This window comes from Bacillus coahuilensis m4-4 (assembly GCF_000171615.1).
GTDB lineage: Bacteria > Bacillota > Bacilli > Bacillales > Bacillaceae_K > Bacillus_T > Bacillus_T coahuilensis.
This window is the reverse complement of the sequence record NZ_ABFU01000037.3, coordinates 1-17518: the sequence shown is the minus strand read 5'-3', so window position 1 is coordinate 17518 and position 17518 is coordinate 1. Positions and strand designations below refer to the sequence as shown.

Annotated in this window: 15 protein-coding genes and 7 pseudogenes; 4 read left to right on the top strand and 18 right to left on the bottom strand. The window is 36.6% G+C overall.

Features of this window, described 5'->3' with window-relative positions:
• Window positions 1-164: 164 nt before the first annotated feature.
• The 11 genes and pseudogenes from sigF to spoIIM all read right to left on the bottom strand — a co-directional run bounded on the left by sigF (window position 165) and on the right by spoIIM (window position 9224).
• Entirely contained in the window at window positions 165-899 is a 735-nt protein-coding gene (gene sigF, locus M44_RS21960) for an RNA polymerase sporulation sigma factor SigF (RefSeq protein WP_010172985.1), read from the bottom strand.
• A 14-nt stretch (window positions 900-913) separates the two neighbouring features.
• Window positions 914-1354 (bottom strand): anti-sigma F factor, encoded by a 441-nt coding sequence (gene spoIIAB, locus M44_RS09410; RefSeq protein WP_010172984.1) that lies wholly within the window; start codon window positions 1352-1354, stop codon window positions 914-916.
• Window positions 1351-1716, bottom strand: a complete 366-nt coding sequence (spoIIAA, locus tag M44_RS09405; RefSeq protein WP_010172983.1) for an anti-sigma F factor antagonist — start codon at window positions 1714-1716, stop codon at window positions 1351-1353. Before spoIIAA ends, spoIIAB begins: the two co-directional genes overlap by 4 nt.
• Before the next feature lie 111 nt (window positions 1717-1827).
• A pseudogene (locus M44_RS21955) lies at window positions 1828-2995 on the bottom strand (D-alanyl-D-alanine carboxypeptidase family protein).
• 169 nt (window positions 2996-3164) lie between these two features.
• A pseudogene (locus tag M44_RS21950) lies at window positions 3165-4473 on the bottom strand (pyrimidine-nucleoside phosphorylase).
• A gap of 17 nt (window positions 4474-4490) precedes the next feature.
• Entirely contained in the window at window positions 4491-5306 is an 816-nt protein-coding gene (locus M44_RS09390; RefSeq protein ID WP_010172978.1) for a purine-nucleoside phosphorylase, read from the bottom strand.
• A 13-nt stretch (window positions 5307-5319) separates the two neighbouring features.
• Complete coding sequence (gene deoB, locus M44_RS09385; RefSeq protein ID WP_010172976.1) at window positions 5320-6504, bottom strand: phosphopentomutase; 1185 nt, start codon at window positions 6502-6504, stop codon at window positions 5320-5322.
• Between the two features lie 209 nt (window positions 6505-6713).
• The gene (gene xerD, locus M44_RS09380; RefSeq protein ID WP_010172974.1) at window positions 6714-7607 is read right to left on the bottom strand and encodes a site-specific tyrosine recombinase XerD; all 894 of its coding nucleotides are present in this window, start codon (window positions 7605-7607) and stop codon (window positions 6714-6716) included.
• 2 nt (window positions 7608-7609) lie between these two features.
• Window positions 7610-7804, bottom strand: coding sequence for a YqzK family protein (locus M44_RS09375; RefSeq protein ID WP_010172972.1), 195 nt, complete (start codon window positions 7802-7804; stop codon window positions 7610-7612).
• A 249-nt stretch (window positions 7805-8053) separates the two neighbouring features.
• A complete protein-coding gene (fur, locus tag M44_RS09370; protein ID WP_010172971.1) occupies window positions 8054-8509 on the bottom strand; it encodes a ferric iron uptake transcriptional regulator in 456 nt (151 codons plus the stop codon).
• A 112-nt stretch (window positions 8510-8621) separates the two neighbouring features.
• Complete coding sequence (gene spoIIM / locus M44_RS09365) at window positions 8622-9224, bottom strand: stage II sporulation protein M (RefSeq protein WP_010172970.1); 603 nt, start codon at window positions 9222-9224, stop codon at window positions 8622-8624.
• A gap of 183 nt (window positions 9225-9407) precedes the next feature.
• Between spoIIM and M44_RS09360 the strand changes: the two genes are divergently transcribed.
• Window positions 9408-9977 carry a GNAT family N-acetyltransferase gene (locus tag M44_RS09360; protein ID WP_010172969.1) on the top strand — a complete coding sequence of 190 codons (570 nt, stop codon included), beginning with the start codon at window positions 9408-9410 and terminating at the stop codon, window positions 9975-9977.
• A 33-nt stretch (window positions 9978-10010) separates the two neighbouring features.
• Here M44_RS09360 and M44_RS09355 read toward each other — a convergent pair whose 3' ends face one another.
• The gene (locus M44_RS09355) at window positions 10011-10556 is read right to left on the bottom strand and encodes an NUDIX hydrolase (protein WP_010172968.1); all 546 of its coding nucleotides are present in this window, start codon (window positions 10554-10556) and stop codon (window positions 10011-10013) included.
• Window positions 10557-10719: 163 nt separating this feature from the next.
• On the opposite strand from M44_RS09355, the gene M44_RS09350 reads away from it, so the two are divergent.
• Entirely contained in the window at window positions 10720-11643 is a 924-nt protein-coding gene (locus tag M44_RS09350; protein ID WP_010172966.1) for an aldo/keto reductase, read from the top strand.
• Window positions 11644-11687: 44 nt separating this feature from the next.
• On the opposite strand, the gene M44_RS29420 is transcribed toward M44_RS09350, so the two are convergent.
• The 6 genes and pseudogenes from M44_RS29420 to M44_RS21925 all read right to left on the bottom strand — a co-directional run bounded on the left by M44_RS29420 (window position 11688) and on the right by M44_RS21925 (window position 16134).
• Entirely contained in the window at window positions 11688-11792 is a 105-nt protein-coding gene (locus M44_RS29420) for a hypothetical protein (RefSeq protein WP_337444079.1), read from the bottom strand.
• 360 nt (window positions 11793-12152) lie between these two features.
• Window positions 12153-13086 (bottom strand): annotated as a pseudogene (locus M44_RS21940) (GNAT family N-acetyltransferase).
• Window positions 13087-13298: 212 nt separating this feature from the next.
• Window positions 13299-13520 carry a YqkE family protein gene (locus M44_RS09335; RefSeq protein ID WP_010172961.1) on the bottom strand — a complete coding sequence of 74 codons (222 nt, stop codon included), beginning with the start codon at window positions 13518-13520 and terminating at the stop codon, window positions 13299-13301.
• A 55-nt stretch (window positions 13521-13575) separates the two neighbouring features.
• Window positions 13576-14224, bottom strand: a pseudogene (locus M44_RS21935) (3-oxoacid CoA-transferase subunit B).
• Between the two features lie 13 nt (window positions 14225-14237).
• Window positions 14238-14938: pseudogene (locus M44_RS21930) on the bottom strand (CoA transferase subunit A).
• A 13-nt stretch (window positions 14939-14951) separates the two neighbouring features.
• A pseudogene (locus M44_RS21925) lies at window positions 14952-16134 on the bottom strand (acetyl-CoA C-acetyltransferase).
• A 146-nt stretch (window positions 16135-16280) separates the two neighbouring features.
• Between M44_RS21925 and M44_RS21920 the strand changes: the two are divergent.
• Together M44_RS21920 and M44_RS28950 are read left to right on the top strand one after the other, a co-directional pair.
• Window positions 16281-17169: pseudogene (locus tag M44_RS21920) on the top strand (hydroxymethylglutaryl-CoA lyase).
• Window positions 17170-17224: 55 nt separating this feature from the next.
• A complete protein-coding gene (locus M44_RS28950) occupies window positions 17225-17356 on the top strand; it encodes a hypothetical protein (RefSeq protein WP_010172952.1) in 132 nt (43 codons plus the stop codon).
• The last annotated feature ends 162 nt before the right edge of the window (window positions 17357-17518 follow it).

The window sequence follows — 17518 nt, the reverse complement described above, 5'->3', positions numbered from 1 at the left end:
ATAACCAAAAGCTCAGCTACCTACGTTATTTGATCCAAACAACGGCTGATAAATAGTAGAAATCATCTAATGATTTCATTTMMAAAAAAAAAAAAAAWATGAACTGTATTCGTTCATTTTTGCACGTCACGTTTTCTATTGTAGGTCCATCCTATCTTTCATATTCAATAAGTATTTTTTTTTCTTAATCGTGATACTTGTACCTGGGATATTCCGAGTCGGTCAGCCACTTCGGACTGAGTTTGGTCCTTGTAATACCTTAAAAACACGATGAGTCGCTCCCGTTCGTCTAACTCTCGTATCGCTTCTTTTAAGGCTATTTTATCAAACCACTTTTGGTCATTTTGGTCTGCAATTTGATCTAATAACGTAATAGGGTCCCCGTCATTTTCATAAACCGTTTCATGAATAGACGAAGGCGTTCTACTGGCTTCTTGTGCTAAAACAACTTCTTCAGGAGTGATTTCGAGAAAATCCGCCAGCTCTGAAATGGTAGGAACTCTATTTAACGTTTTACTTAATTCTTCTTTTGCCCTTCTAATTTTGTTCCCTGTTTCTTTTAATGAACGACTAACCTTTACAGTACCATCATCTCGAATAAATCTTTGGATTTCACCAATAATCATTGGTACTGCATAGGTTGAAAATTTAACATCATAGGATAAATCAAATTTATCAACTGATTTTAGCAATCCAATAGAGCCAATTTGAAAAAGATCATCCGGTTCGTAACCTCTATTTAAAAAACGTTGAACCACTGACCAAACAAGCCGCATGTTTCGATTCACAATCATATCTCTTGCGTCAACGTCTCCGTCTTGACTACGTTTAATAAGTTGTTTTATTTCTTCGTCTTTTAAGTACCCTTGCTGCTGATCTTTCTTAACCTCCACATCCATAGCACGACTCCTTATTAATTGGCAAAAGCTTTACTCTTCGCCAGATGCTTAATTAATCTAACTTTGGTGCCTGCTCCAGGGTGCGATTCAATTTCCATTTCATCCATAAAATTTTCCATAATGGTAAAGCCCATACCAGAACGTTCCATTTCAGGTTTTGTAGTAAAAAGAGGCTGCTTTGCTTCTTCAATGTTTTTAATTCCCATTCCTTTATCTTCAATTTCAAGAATAATTCTTTCACCGTCTAGAACTAAATGAATGTATACAATACCCGTAGGATCTTCTCCATATCCATGAATGATAGAGTTTGTGACCGCTTCTGAAACTACCGTTTTAATTTCTGTCATCTCATCTACGGTTGGATCCAATTGAGCAATAAAGGCTGCAACTGTTACACGTGCAAATGATTCGTTTTGACTTAAAGCACTAAATTGTAAATTCATTTCGTTTCTCATTTTACAAAAGCCCCCAATCTGTTTAACGCTTCTTCTTCGGTTGCTTCTAAGTGAACAATTTTAAATAAGCCAGAAAGCTCAAAAATTCGTTTAACAGCAGGGGAGACCTCACAAACAACCATCTCTCCGTTGTGTTGTTTAATTTCTTTATATCTACCTAAGATTACACCTAACCCAGAACTATCCATAAAGCTTAATTGCTTCAGGTTAAGAACAATATGCTTTACTTGATAATCTTGAATCATATTGGATGCTTTTTCACGTAACTCTTCAGCTGCATGATGGTCAAGCTCACCCTGTAGACGGATAACCATTACAATATAACCGAATTCTCTAATTTCCATATCTATGGAAAGACTCATTATAGATGCCTCCTTTATTTTGCTATAAAGAGTCATTCTCCATAGATTTCATCAAATCCTTCTACATGACAAAACTAGAAGCAATTCGCTAACTTTTCCTTTTGTTCGATGTTAATCACCAGATTTCGAAAACATTCCTAGTGCACGCTTGTATAGAACCCACCAATTTGCTTCAATTACGTCATTTTTTGCGACCAATGTACTCTCAGCTAGTATCTTTCCATCTTTTTGAATGGTTATCGTTCCAATATCATCGCCTTTTTTTATCGGGGCTTTCAATTCCTTATTCATTACTATTTTTTCCTCAATACCCTCTAACTTTTCTCCCTTTTTTGTTAGAAGAGAGATAGATTCATTTGTCATTCCGATGACTGTATTTTCTTTTCCTTTAGATACTTTTGCTTCAGAAATTTCTTTTCCCTTTTCGTACATTGGATGCGTCATAAATTGACTAAAAGCGTAATCTAGCATTTTAGAAACTTCTGCATTTCGTTCTTTCGGTGTAGGTTCGCCAAATACTACCGCAACCACCCTCATATTCCCTACTTTGGCTGTTGCTGTTAAGCAATACTTCGCTTCACTTGTATATCCAGTTTTTAATCCATCCACGCCATCATAAAAACGAACCAATTTATTTGTATTGACAAGCCAAAACTTTTCATCTGTATTTTCTCGCAGATAGTCTTCGTATGTACCTGTGAATTGAGTAATCTTTTCGTATTTCAATAATTCCTTTGCCATCATGGCCATATCGTAAGCTGAACTAAAATGGTTATCAGCTGGTAAACCTGTTGGATTTTGAAAAACTGTATCCTTTAATTTAAGTTCTTCTACCTTGTTATTCATCATTTCAACAAATGCTTCTTCACTACCTGCAATGAACTCTGCCATAGCAACGGATGCGTCGTTCGCTGACCCTATTGCTATTCCCTTTAGCATTTCTTCTACGGTCATTTCTTCACCAGGCTCAAGAAAAATTTGAGACCCACCCATACTTGCTGCATATTCACTTGTTCTCACTTTATCTTCCCAGTTAATTTGTCCCTTCTCAATCGCTTCCATGATTAAAATCATCGTCATTATTTTCGTCATAGATGCAGGTGGAAGTTTTTCATGACTATTTTTATCATAGAGAATTGTTCCTGTATCTCTTTCGATTAAAACAGCAGATTGAGCATTTTTTAGTGATTTCTGTTTTACTTTCTTCTGCCATTACTACTCCATTAATAGATGCAAACAGCAGTAAAAAACCTAACATTAAAGTCATTATACGTTTCATATAGTAGCCTCCTATTTTTATGAACAAGTTCTAGACCCATTCTTTCCATTGAAGAGGAAAAAAATAACAAAAACTACCTAGGGATTAACAGATAAATTTATTTTTCCATCACATGAATGAAAAATTGAAATAAAAAAAGCTGATTCCGTMRMGATCAGTCTTTTTTTATTTATCCTTCAGTTATTTCTTTATAGATTAGTGGTGGAGCCTCTACTTTATCTTTCGATAATAGGATGCTTTCATATAATTTTGCCTTCACTTCTTCTACATCCTCTTGGTTTGCATAGATGGTCACAAGGGATTCACCCTCTTCAACACGTTCACCAATCTTCTTCTTTAGTTCAAGACCGACAGCTAGGTCAATGACTGAATCCTTGGTTGCTCGTCCTGCTCCTAGCCACATTGCAGCCGTTCCCACTTCGTCAGCGATAATTTCTGAAACATACCCTGCTTCTTTTGCAGGAAGATCAAATTTGTATGCAGCTTGTGGAAGATTTTCTGGATGATCCACAACGCTCGCGTCTCCGCCNTTGAGAAGATAGAAATAATTTAAAAGTTTCTAAAGCAGATCCATCTTCCATAGCTTTTTTCAGCATTTCTCGAGCCTCTTGTGGAGTAGATGCTTTTTTAGCCAGAACCACCATGAAGCTACCTAGTGTTAAACAGAGTTCTGTTAAATCTTCTGGACCTTCTCCTTTTAGAGTATCAATCGCTTCTTTTACCTCTAAAGCATTACCAATCATGTACCCAAGAGGCTGGCTCATATCAGAAATAACCGCCATTGTATTTCTACCAACATTATTACCAATACTAACCATTGCTCTAGCTAATTCTTCAGAATCATTCAAGTCTTTCATGAATGCCCCTGCTCCTGTTTTCACGTCTAATACAATAGCATCAGCACCTGCAGCAATTTTTTTACTCATAATAGAAGAAGCAATCAATGGTATGCTATTCACCGTAGCTGTAACATCTCTAAGGGCATAAAGACTTTTATCTGCAGGAGTTAAGTTTCCACTTTGACCAATAACGGCTACTTTATTCTCATTAACTAAACGGATAAATTCATCGTTTTCGATTTCAACGTGGAAGCCTTTAACCGCTTCTAATTTATCGATTGTACCACCGGTATGTCCAAGTCCACGACCGCTCATCTTTGCTACAGGCACACCAACTGCTGCTACTAACGGACCTAATACAAGGGTTGTTGTATCTCCAACACCACCCGTTGAATGCTTATCTACTTTAATTCCATCAATAGCAGATAAATCAATTTGGTCACCTGACTCTACCATTGCCATTGTAAGATCGGCACGTTCTCTTTGATCCATTCCTTTGAAGAAAATGGCCATGGTTAATGCACTCATTTGATAATCAGGAATCTGACCATTTGTATATTCTTTAATGATATGTTGAATTTCTTCAGTTGTTAAAGCGTGACCATCACGTTTCTTTTCTATAAGATCTACCATTCTCATTATATTCACCACTTTTTTTAGATTGATTTCACGATTTCTTTTACATATGTTAAAAAGTTTGAACGAACTTTTTCTGTTGTTTCAATCACTTCATCGTGTGATAAAGGTTGGTCTAATATACCAGCCGCCATATTAGAGATACAAGAAATACCTAACACCTTTAGACCGCTGTGTCTTGCTACAATTACTTCCGGTACAGTTGACATTCCAACCGCATCTCCGCCCAATGTTCTTGCTAATCGAACCTCAGCAGGTGTTTCATAAATTGGACCAGTATTCCCTACATACACACCTTCTCTTACCGTGATCCCTAATTTTCTTGCAGATTCTTTAGCAAGGAATTGCAATTCCTTATTGTAAGCATCAGACATGTCTTGAAAACGAACACCAAGTCTTGAATCGTTAGGGCCAAGTAAAGGATTTCCTCCCATATTATTAATATGGTCCGTAATGATCATTAAATCCCCAGGTTCAAACTCCTCATTTACCCCACCAGCTGCGTTCGTTACAATGATGGTTTCTACCCCTAAAGACTTCATTACTCTTACTGGAAATGTCACTTCTTCAAATGAATAGCCTTCGTAATAATGAAATCGTCCTTGCATGGCTACAACACGTTTACCCGAAAGAGTACCAAATACTAACTGGCCCGCATGACCTTCAACCGTGGATAATGGGAAATTGGGAATCTCTTCGTATGGTACGGTAACGGCCTCTTCAATCTCATCTGCAAGCACACCAAGTCCTGATCCTAGAATCATACCTATTTCAATTGTTTCGTTATATTTACCTTTTAAAAATGAAGTGGCTTCTTGAATTTTTTCATATAACATTTCTTCATTCTCCTCACTTTAACTCGTTTAAGAAACTAGTTCCAAATGCCGGTAGCTTAACATTGAAGTTATCTGCAATCGTTGCACCTATATCAGCAAATGTTTTTCGAATTGGTAATTCTGAAGGATTGGTAAATCTCTTAGAATACACTAGCAATGGAACATATTCACGTGTATGATCGGTCCCTTGGTGGATTGGATCATTCCCATGGTCTGCTGTAATAATTAGTAAATCATCTTCTGATAGTTTTTCTAAGACTTCTGGAAGTCTAGCATCAAACTCTTCTAATGCTTCCCCGTAACCTTGCGGATCGCGACGGTGACCAAAAAGCGCATCAAAATCAACAAGATTTACAAAGCTTAAGCCTGTAAAATCACGTTCCATTACATCTGCAAGCTTATCCATTCCGTCCATGTTCGATACTGTACGAATAGACTCTGTTACCCCTTCTCCGTTATAAATATCAGAAATTTTTCCAATTGCCAAAACATCTAATCCGCCGTCCTTCAGTTCATTCATCACAGTACGGTCATAAGGAGTTAAAGCATAATCATGACGGTTCGAAGTTCTTTTAAAATTCCCTGGTTCTCCAATAAACGGACGAGCGATTACTCTTCCAACTAAATATTCTTCTTTATTCGTGATTTCGCGGGCGATTTCACAAATTTTATACAGTTCTTCAAGAGGTATAACTTCTTCATGAGCTGCAATTTGTAACACTGGATCAGCAGATGTATATACGATCATAGCGCCAGTTTCCATATGTTCAGGTCCTAACTCATCTAAAATTGCTGTACCACTAGCTGGTTTGTTTCCAATAATCTTTCTTCCTGTTTTTTCTTCTAACTCATCTAATAATTCTTGTGGAAAGCCTTCTGGATATACTTTAAAAGGAGTATCAATATTCAACCCCATTATTTCCCAGTGGCCCGTCATCGTATCTTTTCCAACAGACGCTTCTTCCATTTTGGTATAGTACGCTAATGGAGTATCTTGTATTTGGATTCCTTTAATTTCCTCTATGTTGGATAGCCCTAATTTTTCTAGATGGGGCATCTTTAATCCATTCATATGCTCCGCAATATGGCATAAGGTATGAGAACCTTTGTCATTAAACTTTTCAGCATCTGGAGCCTCGCCGATTCCAACAGAATCCATTACAATTAGGTGCACTCGCTTATATGTATAGTCTTTCATTTTATTCCTCCTCTTTCATCAATTTGATGTCCTTAATTTACCCTTAATGTGCGTCTCTAATCAAATCCATTTAGATTGAATACGTCAGAAGTCTGACAACTTATGTTCATTGTAATCTACCAAATGAATTTCGTAAAGATTAAACCGCTTTCAAATTTGTCGATTTAATAACAGATATATAAAAACTCTACCTTAATACGGTAGAGTTTTTATGCCCTTGGATGAAATTTAGAATAAACTTCCTTCAGTCTAGTTTTCGTTACATGGGTATAAATCTGCGTTGTTGATATGTCTGCATGACCTAGCATCTCTTGGACTGCCCGTAAATCTGCTCCATTTTCCAATAGATGAGTGGCAAAAGAATGCCTTAATGTATGCGGAGTAAGCTCTTTTTGGATATTTGCTTTGGTAGCAAGTCCTTTTAGTATCTTCCAAAACCCTTGCCTTGTTAAACGATTTCCATGATGATTTAAAAATAACGCATCTGTTCTATATTTACTTGATCTAAGCTTAGGACGTGCTTTTTCTAAGTATTCTTTTAGAATGGTGATGGCATGATTCCCTAAAGGAATAATTCGTTCTTTGTTTCCTTTTCCGATACATCGGACAAATCCCATTGTTAAATGAACATCTTCTAAATTGAGTTCAATTAATTCACTTACACGAATTCCTGTTGCATACAGAATTTCTAGCATGGCTTTGTCCCTTATCCCACTTGGCTTTTGCAGATTAGGAGAGTCTAATAATGTCTCTACCTCATCTAAGCTCAATACTTTGGGTAAGGACCTTTCAGCTTTAGGAGTATCAATATGTACAGTTGGATCATGATCAGTGATTTTTTCACGCAAAAGAAATTGGTGAAATGATCTGATAGAAGCAATATGTCGTGCAATCGTTTTAGAGGATTTACCTTGGTCCTTTAAAAAAGCCAAAAATTCAATTATATTTCCTCTTACCACATGATTTAAATCTTCAATTTGTTCTGTATTTTTCAAATGATTACAGTAGCTTTTTAAATCTCTTTCATAAGAGACAAGTGTATTGGAAGATAATCCTCTTTCTATTTGTAGAAAGTGTAAAAAATCCTTCACTTGATGTTCCATAGCTATTCCCCATCTCTATAAAACAGTATTAACCGATGATACCATCCTTCCTCCACACCGTTTAATGGTTGAAATACTTTAACAGCACCAGATTTGGGCTCATCGTAACGATTATATTGTTGATATTCGTTATTAACCCACATAATACCATAGTAAAAGAGAATTGTAGAGCCTGTAAATAAAATAAATACCTTCATTGTTCTCCATATAGATAGAGTAGAGTGTTTCAAGCTTCTACCTCCGTTCATCCTTTATACTACAATGTATGACGGTTTATTTAGATTTTATACATATAGATTGGACAACCTGATTTATATGCTTGAAATTTTCTACGTGTCTAATACAATTTATTAATCGATTATATAGAATGAAACAAGTTATACAGGGCTATCTATATAAAAAACCCCTTCGATAAGAAGGGGCTACCATAGAAACTTTCTTCTGTGTTATTCCTGATCATCTATACCATCATGACATCTATGACAGATTCCGTGAAAGGTTAATCGATGATCCTTAACTTTAAAATTCCAATCTTTTTCTACAATTTTTTCAACATCTACTAATAAATCTTCTTGGATTTCATCTACTGCTCCACATTCTAAGCAAACTAAATGATGATGGAAATGAGCGGCACCTTCTTGTCTAAGGTCATATCTTGATACTCCATCACCGAAATTAATTTTATCTACTATTTTCAACTCCGTTAGTAACTCCAGTGTACGATACACTGTTGCAAGCCCAATCTCTGGTGATTTCTCTTTTACTAGGAGGTAGACATCTTCTGCGCTCAAGTGATCTTTTTCATTTTCTAATAACACTCTTACAGTCGATTCACGCTGAGGTGTTAATTTATAGCTAGCAGAATGCAGTAATTTTTTTATACGATCGATGCGACTTTCCATTCATCGTCCCCCCCAACACACTATCTCCATTATTATATCAAAAAGGGAGGGAGAGTCAAAATAAAATAATTACAAACTGAAAATGATATATATTATTTATTAATAATTATTGTTATAAGGTATTTATTATATATTTCATTAGTGATGGGGACAAATACGCCTCTACTGCTGCTGCTAGGGACAATACAACTACTGCCATGATAAAAGCAGCAATATATCTAGTGAATATCGGCGTCATGTGACTATTTGAAACAGATTTCATAAATATCTTTCTAATTAATTGTAGTGAGGTACCCACGGAAAGAACGGCTATAAAGATAAAAACAGGTATGATGATAAGGTTTTGGGGTAAAACAGACACAAACGATAATAAAAAGCCTTCCCACCCCATTCGGTTTACAAGAAATCCTACTGAAAACCCTACGACCATTCCTTTCATGAAAAGTAACACAAAAATTAATGGGAGGCCAATAATAGAAATACCAAGAATCCAAATGAATCCGACATATTTTATATTATGGAAGAAACTTTGCTTAAACAACTCTGATGAACTAGCGACGTTATCATTCGACACTTGTTCAAAAAATTGACCAAGATAAAAGTATAAATCTTCTTTTTGTGTAAAGGAAAGAGAGTTTACAACGATTGCACCAAATACGACTCCCATTAAAAATAATGTCATAACAAAAAAATAAGATAGAAGAATATGATTCAATATGTTCGATTACTGGATTTTTTGCTGCGGAGATATTTTTAGACATGACAAGGGATCCTCCTAAAATTCTAGTTAATTCACTATATGATAGAGGTGGTTAGGATATGAATGGAATATGTTATCAGAATCTATTGATTTATAGTTAAATTCAGACTATACTACCTAAAACTGGAGGTGGCAGAGATGAATGCTATTTTACTAGATTTCCCCGAGAAAATTGTAGGTGAACGAATATATATTCGTCCATGCAAGCCTGGCGATGGGAAGGATGTTCATAAGGCCATCGAGCGTTCTATGCAAGAACTAAAAGCTTGGATGCCATGGGCTCATAAGCCTCAGACACTAGAGGAAGTAGAAGAAAACATCCGATTGTCATATGGAGAATTTATTAGACGTGAAGATATGAGAATGCATATATACAAGAAAGAGGATCATGCTTTTATTGGATCTACAGGATTTCATAGAATGAACTGGAGCGTCCCTAAAGTAGAGATTGGGTATTGGATTGATACATACTATAGCGGCAATGGGTATATGACTGAAGCAGTTCAGTTATTAACCCAATTCGCCCTAAAAAAGATGGGTGTCAATAGAATTGAAATACGATGTGATGCAAAGAATAGTGCTTCTAAAGCTATTCCTGAACGCCTAGGATATAAATTAGAAGCGGTTCTTAGAAATGACGATAAAACCATGGGTGGCGAGCTACGAGATACTTATGTGTATAGCTTTCTTCCCTCTGATATAAAGTAAGAAAAGGACTCTCTTTTGAAGTCCTTTCTTACTTTATTTATATTCTTTTAGCCTAGCATATTGGACCGCAAAAGCTGTTTTTGCATCAAATATTCTTTGAGTTCTTATGTATTCTTCTGCTTCCTCTAGAGTCACTTCAACCAATTCAACAAATTCGTCTTCGTCTAATTCTAAGTGATCTTCTATTTCATATAATCCTGTCGCTTCATAAACATGAACAAGCTCATCTGCAAATCCTGGTGATGTATAAAAGCTGATGATATGCTTCAGTTTTTCACAGCCATATCCCGTTTCCTCTTCAAGCTCTCTTCTTGCTGTTACTTCTGGTGCTTCTCCTTTTTCAAGCTTTCCAGCTGGTATTTCAAGTAGATTCCTTTCCATGGCCTTTCGATATTGCTCGACCATGACAATTTTTCCGTCCTCCTTGAATGGAATAATTGCAACGGCACCGGGATGTTTAATAATCTCTCTTTTTGATTCCCGTCCATTCGGTAGTTTTACATCATGCAATTCAAGAGAGATGACGCGACCATTAAATATCGTTTCTGACTGAATTGTAACTTCTTCATTCTTTTTCATATTCTTTCCTCCATCAACTATAGAGTAGAGCACTCATTTTTATACTAGCATACTTCCTCACTAGAATTAGAACAAATATCTTGACCTTAAAACAACTTCTTTGAAATCAACTTTCTAGACAGGGTAAACTATGTACATACTGTTCAATAAAGGAGCGTCATGTATGGAGAAACGACAAATTGGTTCATCTAGTATCATGGTCAGCAAATTAGGGCTTGGATGTATGTCATTAGGTACGGATGAAACAAAGGCAAGAGAGATTGTTGAAGCTGCACTAGAAGGCGGTATCACCTACTTTGACACGGCAGATTTATATGACTTTGGTCAAAATGAAGAAATCCTTGGAAAAATACTTCAACCTTATCGTGATCAAATTGTCATTGCCACAAAGGTTGGCAATCGCTGGAATCATGAGAAAACATGTTGGACCTGGGACCCATCAAAAGAACATATTAAAGAAAGCGTAAAACAAAGTCTACATCGCTTGAAAACCGATTATATTGACCTTTACCAACTTCACGGGGGAACGATACAAGATAATATAGAAGAATCTATTGAGGCATTTGAGGAGTTAAAGGATGAAGGATATATAAAGGAGTATGGAATCTCTTCTATTCGACTAAATGTAATTAAACAATATGCCGAAAAGTCTACAATACAGTCAAATATGATGCAATATAGTCTTCTTGACCGTAGACCAGAAGAAATTTTTCCGATATTAGAAGATCATACTATTAGCGTAATCACTAGAGGACCTGTCGCAAAAGGCTTATTAACAAATAGTATGTTAAATAAAGCAACCAACAAGATTCTTGATCAAGGCTATTTAGATTATACCTATGAAGAACTAAAAAGCGTTCTTTTGTCTATTCAGGATCGTTTTCATTCCACACGGAATATGAATGAACTTGCTCTCCAGTATAACCTATCTCATTCAGCAGTTGCTTCTGTTATACCTGGTGCTAGCTCCGTTCTTCAAGTAACAGAAAACATTGCCGCAGTAAACAAAGACCCTTTAACAAAGGAAGAGGTTGATCTATTAAAGGGAATCACTAAACAGAGTATCTATCAAGAACATAGAGAATAAGAATGGAAGAGACGATTTACTTTTAAGAATCGTCTATTTTTCAGTTAACATTGACATATCATAAACTGATTGCCATCAGGATCCTTACAATTAAAATAATGATCGTTAAGTATAGGAGAGATTAATTCTACTCCTAATTTTTCACACACTTTAAATGCTTCTTCTATATCATCTGTATTAAAATGGAATGCTGGAATCTGATAGATAGCATTTTTTTGAATAAATTTTACTATCCAATACAATATTCGTCCCTTTTAGAGGTAATACATATAAATGCCCAAACAGTATCTCCCCTCCTTGAGGCTTTCCTACTAACACTGAATACCAATCCCTGGACCTTTCTATATCACTTACGGGAATAAAAATTACTCCGATCTCATCTTTAATCAACCGAAAGAACCCCCCTACCGATTTTTAAAATAGTGGTCTCCTTATTCTTTGTAGCTCTTTAGAACAGCTTTTGTGAACATCTTGTATACTGTGCTTCATACTTTTCAATACTGAAATAGTTATAGACTCTTATTATCCTTTCTATAATCTTCTACTAATTCTTCAATTGAAATGCCATTAATCTTCATGCCCTTCACATCACAATTTTCAATCAATGCATTACTTAAGTCACTATTTTTCGAAAGTCGTTCCTGACAAATTCGTTTTGTTGAACCTCAACGGATTTATTTCTTTCCCTAGCACACAGTTTGTGAACTGAACTCCACTTAAGTTGACATGATTGATCACACTACAGGACATATTTAAATCAGCCAAAAGGTTGTTACGTAGGTTAATATTTTGAAACGTAGATGAGCTTAAATTACAGTTACTAAAATGGGACTTCATTAAATTGCTATTGGAGAAGGAACTATTTTCAAGATTCGTTTGGTAAAATTCAGAATGATGCATTTGGTTTTGCTCATATTGTATGTTAGATAAATCTTTTTCACTTTGGATGATAGAATATTTATTTTTCCTTTTCTTCTTTTTTATATAGCAATATTCTTCGTCTGATTTAAACACTAGGATATACCCAAGTTTTTCATAAAAATAATGATTTGAAAGTTGTCTACTAGACGTTTCTAAATCCCATGTATATACTGTAGGATACAATTCTTCTACTAAATGAATGACCTTTGAACCTATTCCCTTTCCCTGGGAATTTGGTTCAATAAATATCCGATCAATTCTTCCGCATGAAGAACCTGAAATCGTTACAACAATTCCTCCAACCAGTCTGTTTTCTAGCAAAATTTTATAGTAATGAAGATGATTAATCATATATAGGGTCATTTCTTCATCTGAATAACCAGGAGGTTGAATATTGTCATCAATTACTCCAGGTGTGTTATCAAGCCAACGTTCAGCTTCATGGTCAAACGTTTCTTTCATTTTACTTGTTAATACTGAAACATCTTCATGTTTTGCTTTTTGTAGTGTTATCGTAGTCATTATCCTTCCCCTTTTCCACTCTCTCTTTCTCATTGTTTCAAATAAAGGGAATCTTTACAAATTATTTTTTATTTAATAAGAATCTAAGTCAATATTATTAAATTAAATTCACCAAATAAGAAAAAAATACCCATTCGATAAGAATGAGACTTTTTGTGTGAGTTGAAAACTGACAATAATATGAGCATCCATCAGAATGGATAAATACATACTTATTTATAATCCTTCCAATTATGTGAACTTTCGTTAAGAAGTTCTTCAAAGCTTTTGTTTTTCTCTCGTTCCATACGTTCTAGCTCTTTACGCTTTTGTTCAGCTACTCGCTTTTTTTCTTCTTCTACTTGAAGATCCTTTTTAGTCTGCTTTAATTGATCGAGTAGTTGGCTATTTAAACTATCAGCTAGAGTCGGTTGAGTATCTTTTTTCTTTTTCATAAAGCACTTACCTCTTTAGATTTTTCTACCATTCTACTACGCTTTACGTACATTCTCAATAACTATCATTTAGGAGATCCTTTGAAACAAATAAATCAGCATCTGTGCAATCTACTACATCTTGTGCTGTATACCCTTTAGCCACTTCCACTAATACTAAGCCTTTTTCTGTTATATCAATCACAGCTCGCTCTGTTATAACCCGTTGAACTACTCCTTTTCCGGTTAAAGGCAATTCACACTGTTTCTTTATCTTACCTGATCCGTTTTTATTACAATGATCCATAATGACAATGATTTTCTTAGCACCGTGCACTAAATCCATAGCTCCCCCCCATCCCTTTAATCATCTTTCCAGGAATCATCCAGTTCGCTAAATCTCCTGATTGAGATACTTCCATTCCGCCTAAAATAGCAATGTCAATATGGCCACCGCGTATCATACCAAATGACTCTGCACTATCAAAATATGCAGAGCCCGAGATAGCCGTAACCGTTTCTTTTCCTGCATTAATTAAATCAGCGTCTACTTCGGATTCCGTAGGATATGGCCCAATTCCAAGAAGACCATTTTCTGACTGTAGAACGACTTGCTTATTCTCATTAATAAAATTGGCCACTAGTGTTGGCATACCTATGCCTAAGTTAACATAATCTCCATTTTGAATTTCACGTTCTGCACGTCGTGCAATTTTCTCTCGAATTTCTTTGTTTTATTCATTGAACTCCCCCCTTTCGTACCGTAACACGTTCAATTCTCTTTTCTTGTTTCGCTTGAATTAACCTTTGAACGTACACACTTGGCGTATGAATTTCATTTGGGTTCAATTGACCAGGCTCAAGCAATTCTTCCACTTCTGCTATGGTAATTTTGCCTGCAGCCGCCATCATTGGATTAAAGTTTCTAGCAGTCTTGTTATAAATTAAGTTACCAAATGTATCTCCTTTCTCAGCACGTACAATACTAAAATCTGCAACAAAGGCCTCTTCTAATACATAGTCTTTCCCGTGGAATGAACGTACTTCTTTCCCTTCAGCAATGGGAGTACCTACACCTGCTGGAGTATAAAAGGCAGGAATTCCCGCACCTCCTGCTCTGATTTTTTCAGCTAAGGTACCCTGTGGTACAAGCTCTACTTCTAATTCTCCAGATAAAACCTGTCGTTCAAATTCTCTATTCTCGCCAACATATGAACCAATCATTTTCTTTTATTTGACGCCCCTTTAATAATAAACCTAACCCCCAATCATCTACTCCACAGTTATTACTTATTATCGTTAAGTCCTTCACACCTGATTCGACTAAAGCGAGTATACAATGCTCTGGAATACCACATAACCCAAACCCCCACCATTAACGTGCTACCATCCTGAATGTCTGACACAATCTCTTTTACATCCGTATAGATACTTTTCATGCTTATCCCTCCTTTATTTGACTAATTCCACTACAGTTGCTACCCCTTGCCCCCGCCAATACATAACGTTGCTAGGCCATTTTCTGCTCCCCGCTTTCTCATTTCATGAATGAGGGTGACTAATATACGCGCTCCACTAGCACCGATTGGATGACCTAAAGCAATAGCTCCACCGTTAACATTTACTATATCTGCGTGAAAGTCTAATTCTTTTTGTACAGCAAGTGATTGGGCGGCAAATGCTTCATTCGCTTCAATCAGTTCTATATCACGGAGTTCAATCATTGCTTTTTTTAGTGCTTTTTTCACAGCTTCTACAGGACCTATCCCCATGATGCTTGGGTCGACTCCGGCACTACTATTTCCTTTTATCGTAACTAAAGGTTTTATTCCAAGCTCATCTGCTTTTTCTTTACTCATCACAATAACCGCCGCTGCACCGTCATTAATACCAGAGGCATTCCCCGCTGTTACGCTGCCATCCTTTTTAAATGCTGGACGTAAGCCCGATAACTTTTCTGTTGTGGTGCCTTTACGTGGGAATTCATCTTCAGTGAAAAGAATAGTGTCTCCCTTTCTGCTTTTTAATTCTACCGGAACAATTTCATCTCTAAAGCGTCCCGTCTCCATCGCTTCAATGGCTTTCCACTGACTATGGGAAGAAAACTCATCTTGTTCTATTCTGGTGATCCCATATTTTTCACAAAGGTTTTCTGCGGTGATTCCCATATGGTAATCGTTAAAGGCACACAGGGATCATCATGAACCATACTATCAATCATTTTTTGGTCACCCATTTTGAACCCTTCACGTGCATTCTTGATCAAGTAAGGGGCCTGACTCATATTTTCCATTCCCCCTGCAACGACCACATTTGCATCTCCAGCTTGTATGGCTTGTGTAGCAAGATGAACTGCTTTTAATCCAGACCCACATACTTTGTTGATAGTTAAGCAAGATACGGTATCAGGAATTCCAGCACCTATACTTGCCTGCCTGGCTGGATTTTGACCTAATCCGCTTTGAAGAACATTTCCCATGATCACTTCATCTACTTGATTACCATCTAACCCCGCTTTTTTTAAAGCATCTTGAATCACAATACTCCCTAATTCGGGAGCTGAAACTCCTTTTAACGCACCGTTAAAATTACCGATAGCCGTTCTAACTGCACTGACAATGACCACATCTCTCATTATGTATCCCCCTTATTTTCACTACATACTATACCTATTCTGTGTAAGCGCTTTAATTTCCTGTTTGAATTATTAAACTATTCATTGATTTCTAACTATTATACCCTCTAAAATAATGATATGACCAAAGTCGGGAGGATTACGAAATGAATTTACCAGAGTCAGTAAAGATTATTGAGGTGGGACCTCGTGATGGATTACAAAATAGAAAAAAACGTGATTTCCACTAAAATGAAAAGACAATTTATTGATGGTCTAATGGAATCAGGATTACATGACATAGAAATTTCTTCATTTGTTTCTCCTAAATGGGTTCCTCAAATGGAGGATTCAAAAGAATTAGCGCATTATTATGCAGGGATTCAAGGAACGATTTTTCTTGCTCCCAATAAAAAAGGAATCGAAACCGCGTTAGAGATGAATTGTAAAAAGCTAGCTGTCTTTGTTGGGGTAAGCGATTCATTTAACAAAAGAAACATTAATAAGACGACTAGTGAAAGTATGAAAGAGTTAGAACCTCTAATTAGGACGTTAAAAAATGAAGGTGTATTTGTTCGGGCATGTATTTCTACTAGCTTTTACTGTCCTTATGAAGGAAAAATCCATCCCGAAAGAACCGTCCAATTGTGCAAGCAATTTGAACAATTTGGGGTAGATGAGCTTAGCGTTGCTGATACCATTGGCATGGCAACACCTAAAGAGAGCTACCGCCTATTTTCTGAAATTCAGGATAGCACCGAAAACATATTACTATCGGCGCATTTTCATGACACTCGAAAAATGGCTCTCAGCAATATCTTTGCCTGTCTACAAGCTGGGATTAACCGATTTGATGCTTCTGCTGGAGGGATTGGTGGCTGTCCCTTTGCAAAAGGAGCTACGGGAAATGTCGCTACTGAGGATGTAGTATTTATGCTTGAACGGATGGGGATCCGTACGGGGGTTAACTTACCGAAGCTAAAACAAACGATTCAATTGATTGCTCCTCATCTCTCCAACACGATTACAAGCGGCTACTATACAGTTGAAGCATAATTTTTCTCCTGGTTGATTATCCTAACAGTGACTCGTTCGAAAGGAAGTGACACATATGGATAAGAAGCGTGAAAAGGGCTATAGTCAAGCTGGCAAACCATCAAGTGATACATCAAAGCAAGTGATGGCGGCAGAAGACTTAGAAACAGCCGTTCACCCAACTAAAGGTCAAAATAGCAAGCAATAGTCTACACCGTATTTAAGATGGGRYAAAGAGGGTGTCCCAAAAAGTATAATCTTTTTGGAACACCCCTCTTCTTTTTCTACAAATGATCATCAATAAATAAGCCCGGTTGATTTCNGCGAAAGTACTCCATTCTCCGGGGCGGAGGTGAGCCTCCTCATAAAA

Bases quoted from the DNA above. Each gene is read 5' to 3' on its own strand.
- M44_RS09350 (WP_010172966.1), top strand. From the start codon at position 10,720: ATGGAGAAACGACAAATTGGTTCATCTAGTATCATGGTCAGCAAATTA.
- M44_RS09335 (WP_010172961.1), bottom strand. From the start codon at position 13,520: ATGAAAAAGAAAAAAGATACTCAACCGACTCTAGCTGATAGTTTAAAT.
- M44_RS28950 (WP_010172952.1), top strand. From the start codon at position 17,225: ATGGATAAGAAGCGTGAAAAGGGCTATAGTCAAGCTGGCAAACCATCA.
- M44_RS09375 (WP_010172972.1), bottom strand. From the start codon at position 7,804: ATGAAGGTATTTATTTTATTTACAGGCTCTACAATTCTCTTTTACTAT.
- deoB (WP_010172976.1), bottom strand. From the start codon at position 6,504: ATGAAAGACTATACATATAAGCGAGTGCACCTAATTGTAATGGATTCT.
- sigF (WP_010172985.1), bottom strand. From the start codon at position 899: ATGGATGTGGAGGTTAAGAAAGATCAGCAGCAAGGGTACTTAAAAGAC.
- M44_RS09360 (WP_010172969.1), top strand. From the start codon at position 9,408: ATGAATGCTATTTTACTAGATTTCCCCGAGAAAATTGTAGGTGAACGA.
- M44_RS09390 (WP_010172978.1), bottom strand. From the start codon at position 5,306: ATGTTATATGAAAAAATTCAAGAAGCCACTTCATTTTTAAAAGGTAAA.
- xerD (WP_010172974.1), bottom strand. From the start codon at position 7,607: ATGGAACATCAAGTGAAGGATTTTTTACACTTTCTACAAATAGAAAGA.
- spoIIAA (WP_010172983.1), bottom strand. From the start codon at position 1,716: ATGAGTCTTTCCATAGATATGGAAATTAGAGAATTCGGTTATATTGTA.
- fur (WP_010172971.1), bottom strand. From the start codon at position 8,509: ATGGAAAGTCGCATCGATCGTATAAAAAAATTACTGCATTCTGCTAGC.
- M44_RS09355 (WP_010172968.1), bottom strand. From the start codon at position 10,556: ATGAAAAAGAATGAAGAAGTTACAATTCAGTCAGAAACGATATTTAAT.
- spoIIAB (WP_010172984.1), bottom strand. From the start codon at position 1,354: ATGAGAAACGAAATGAATTTACAATTTAGTGCTTTAAGTCAAAACGAA.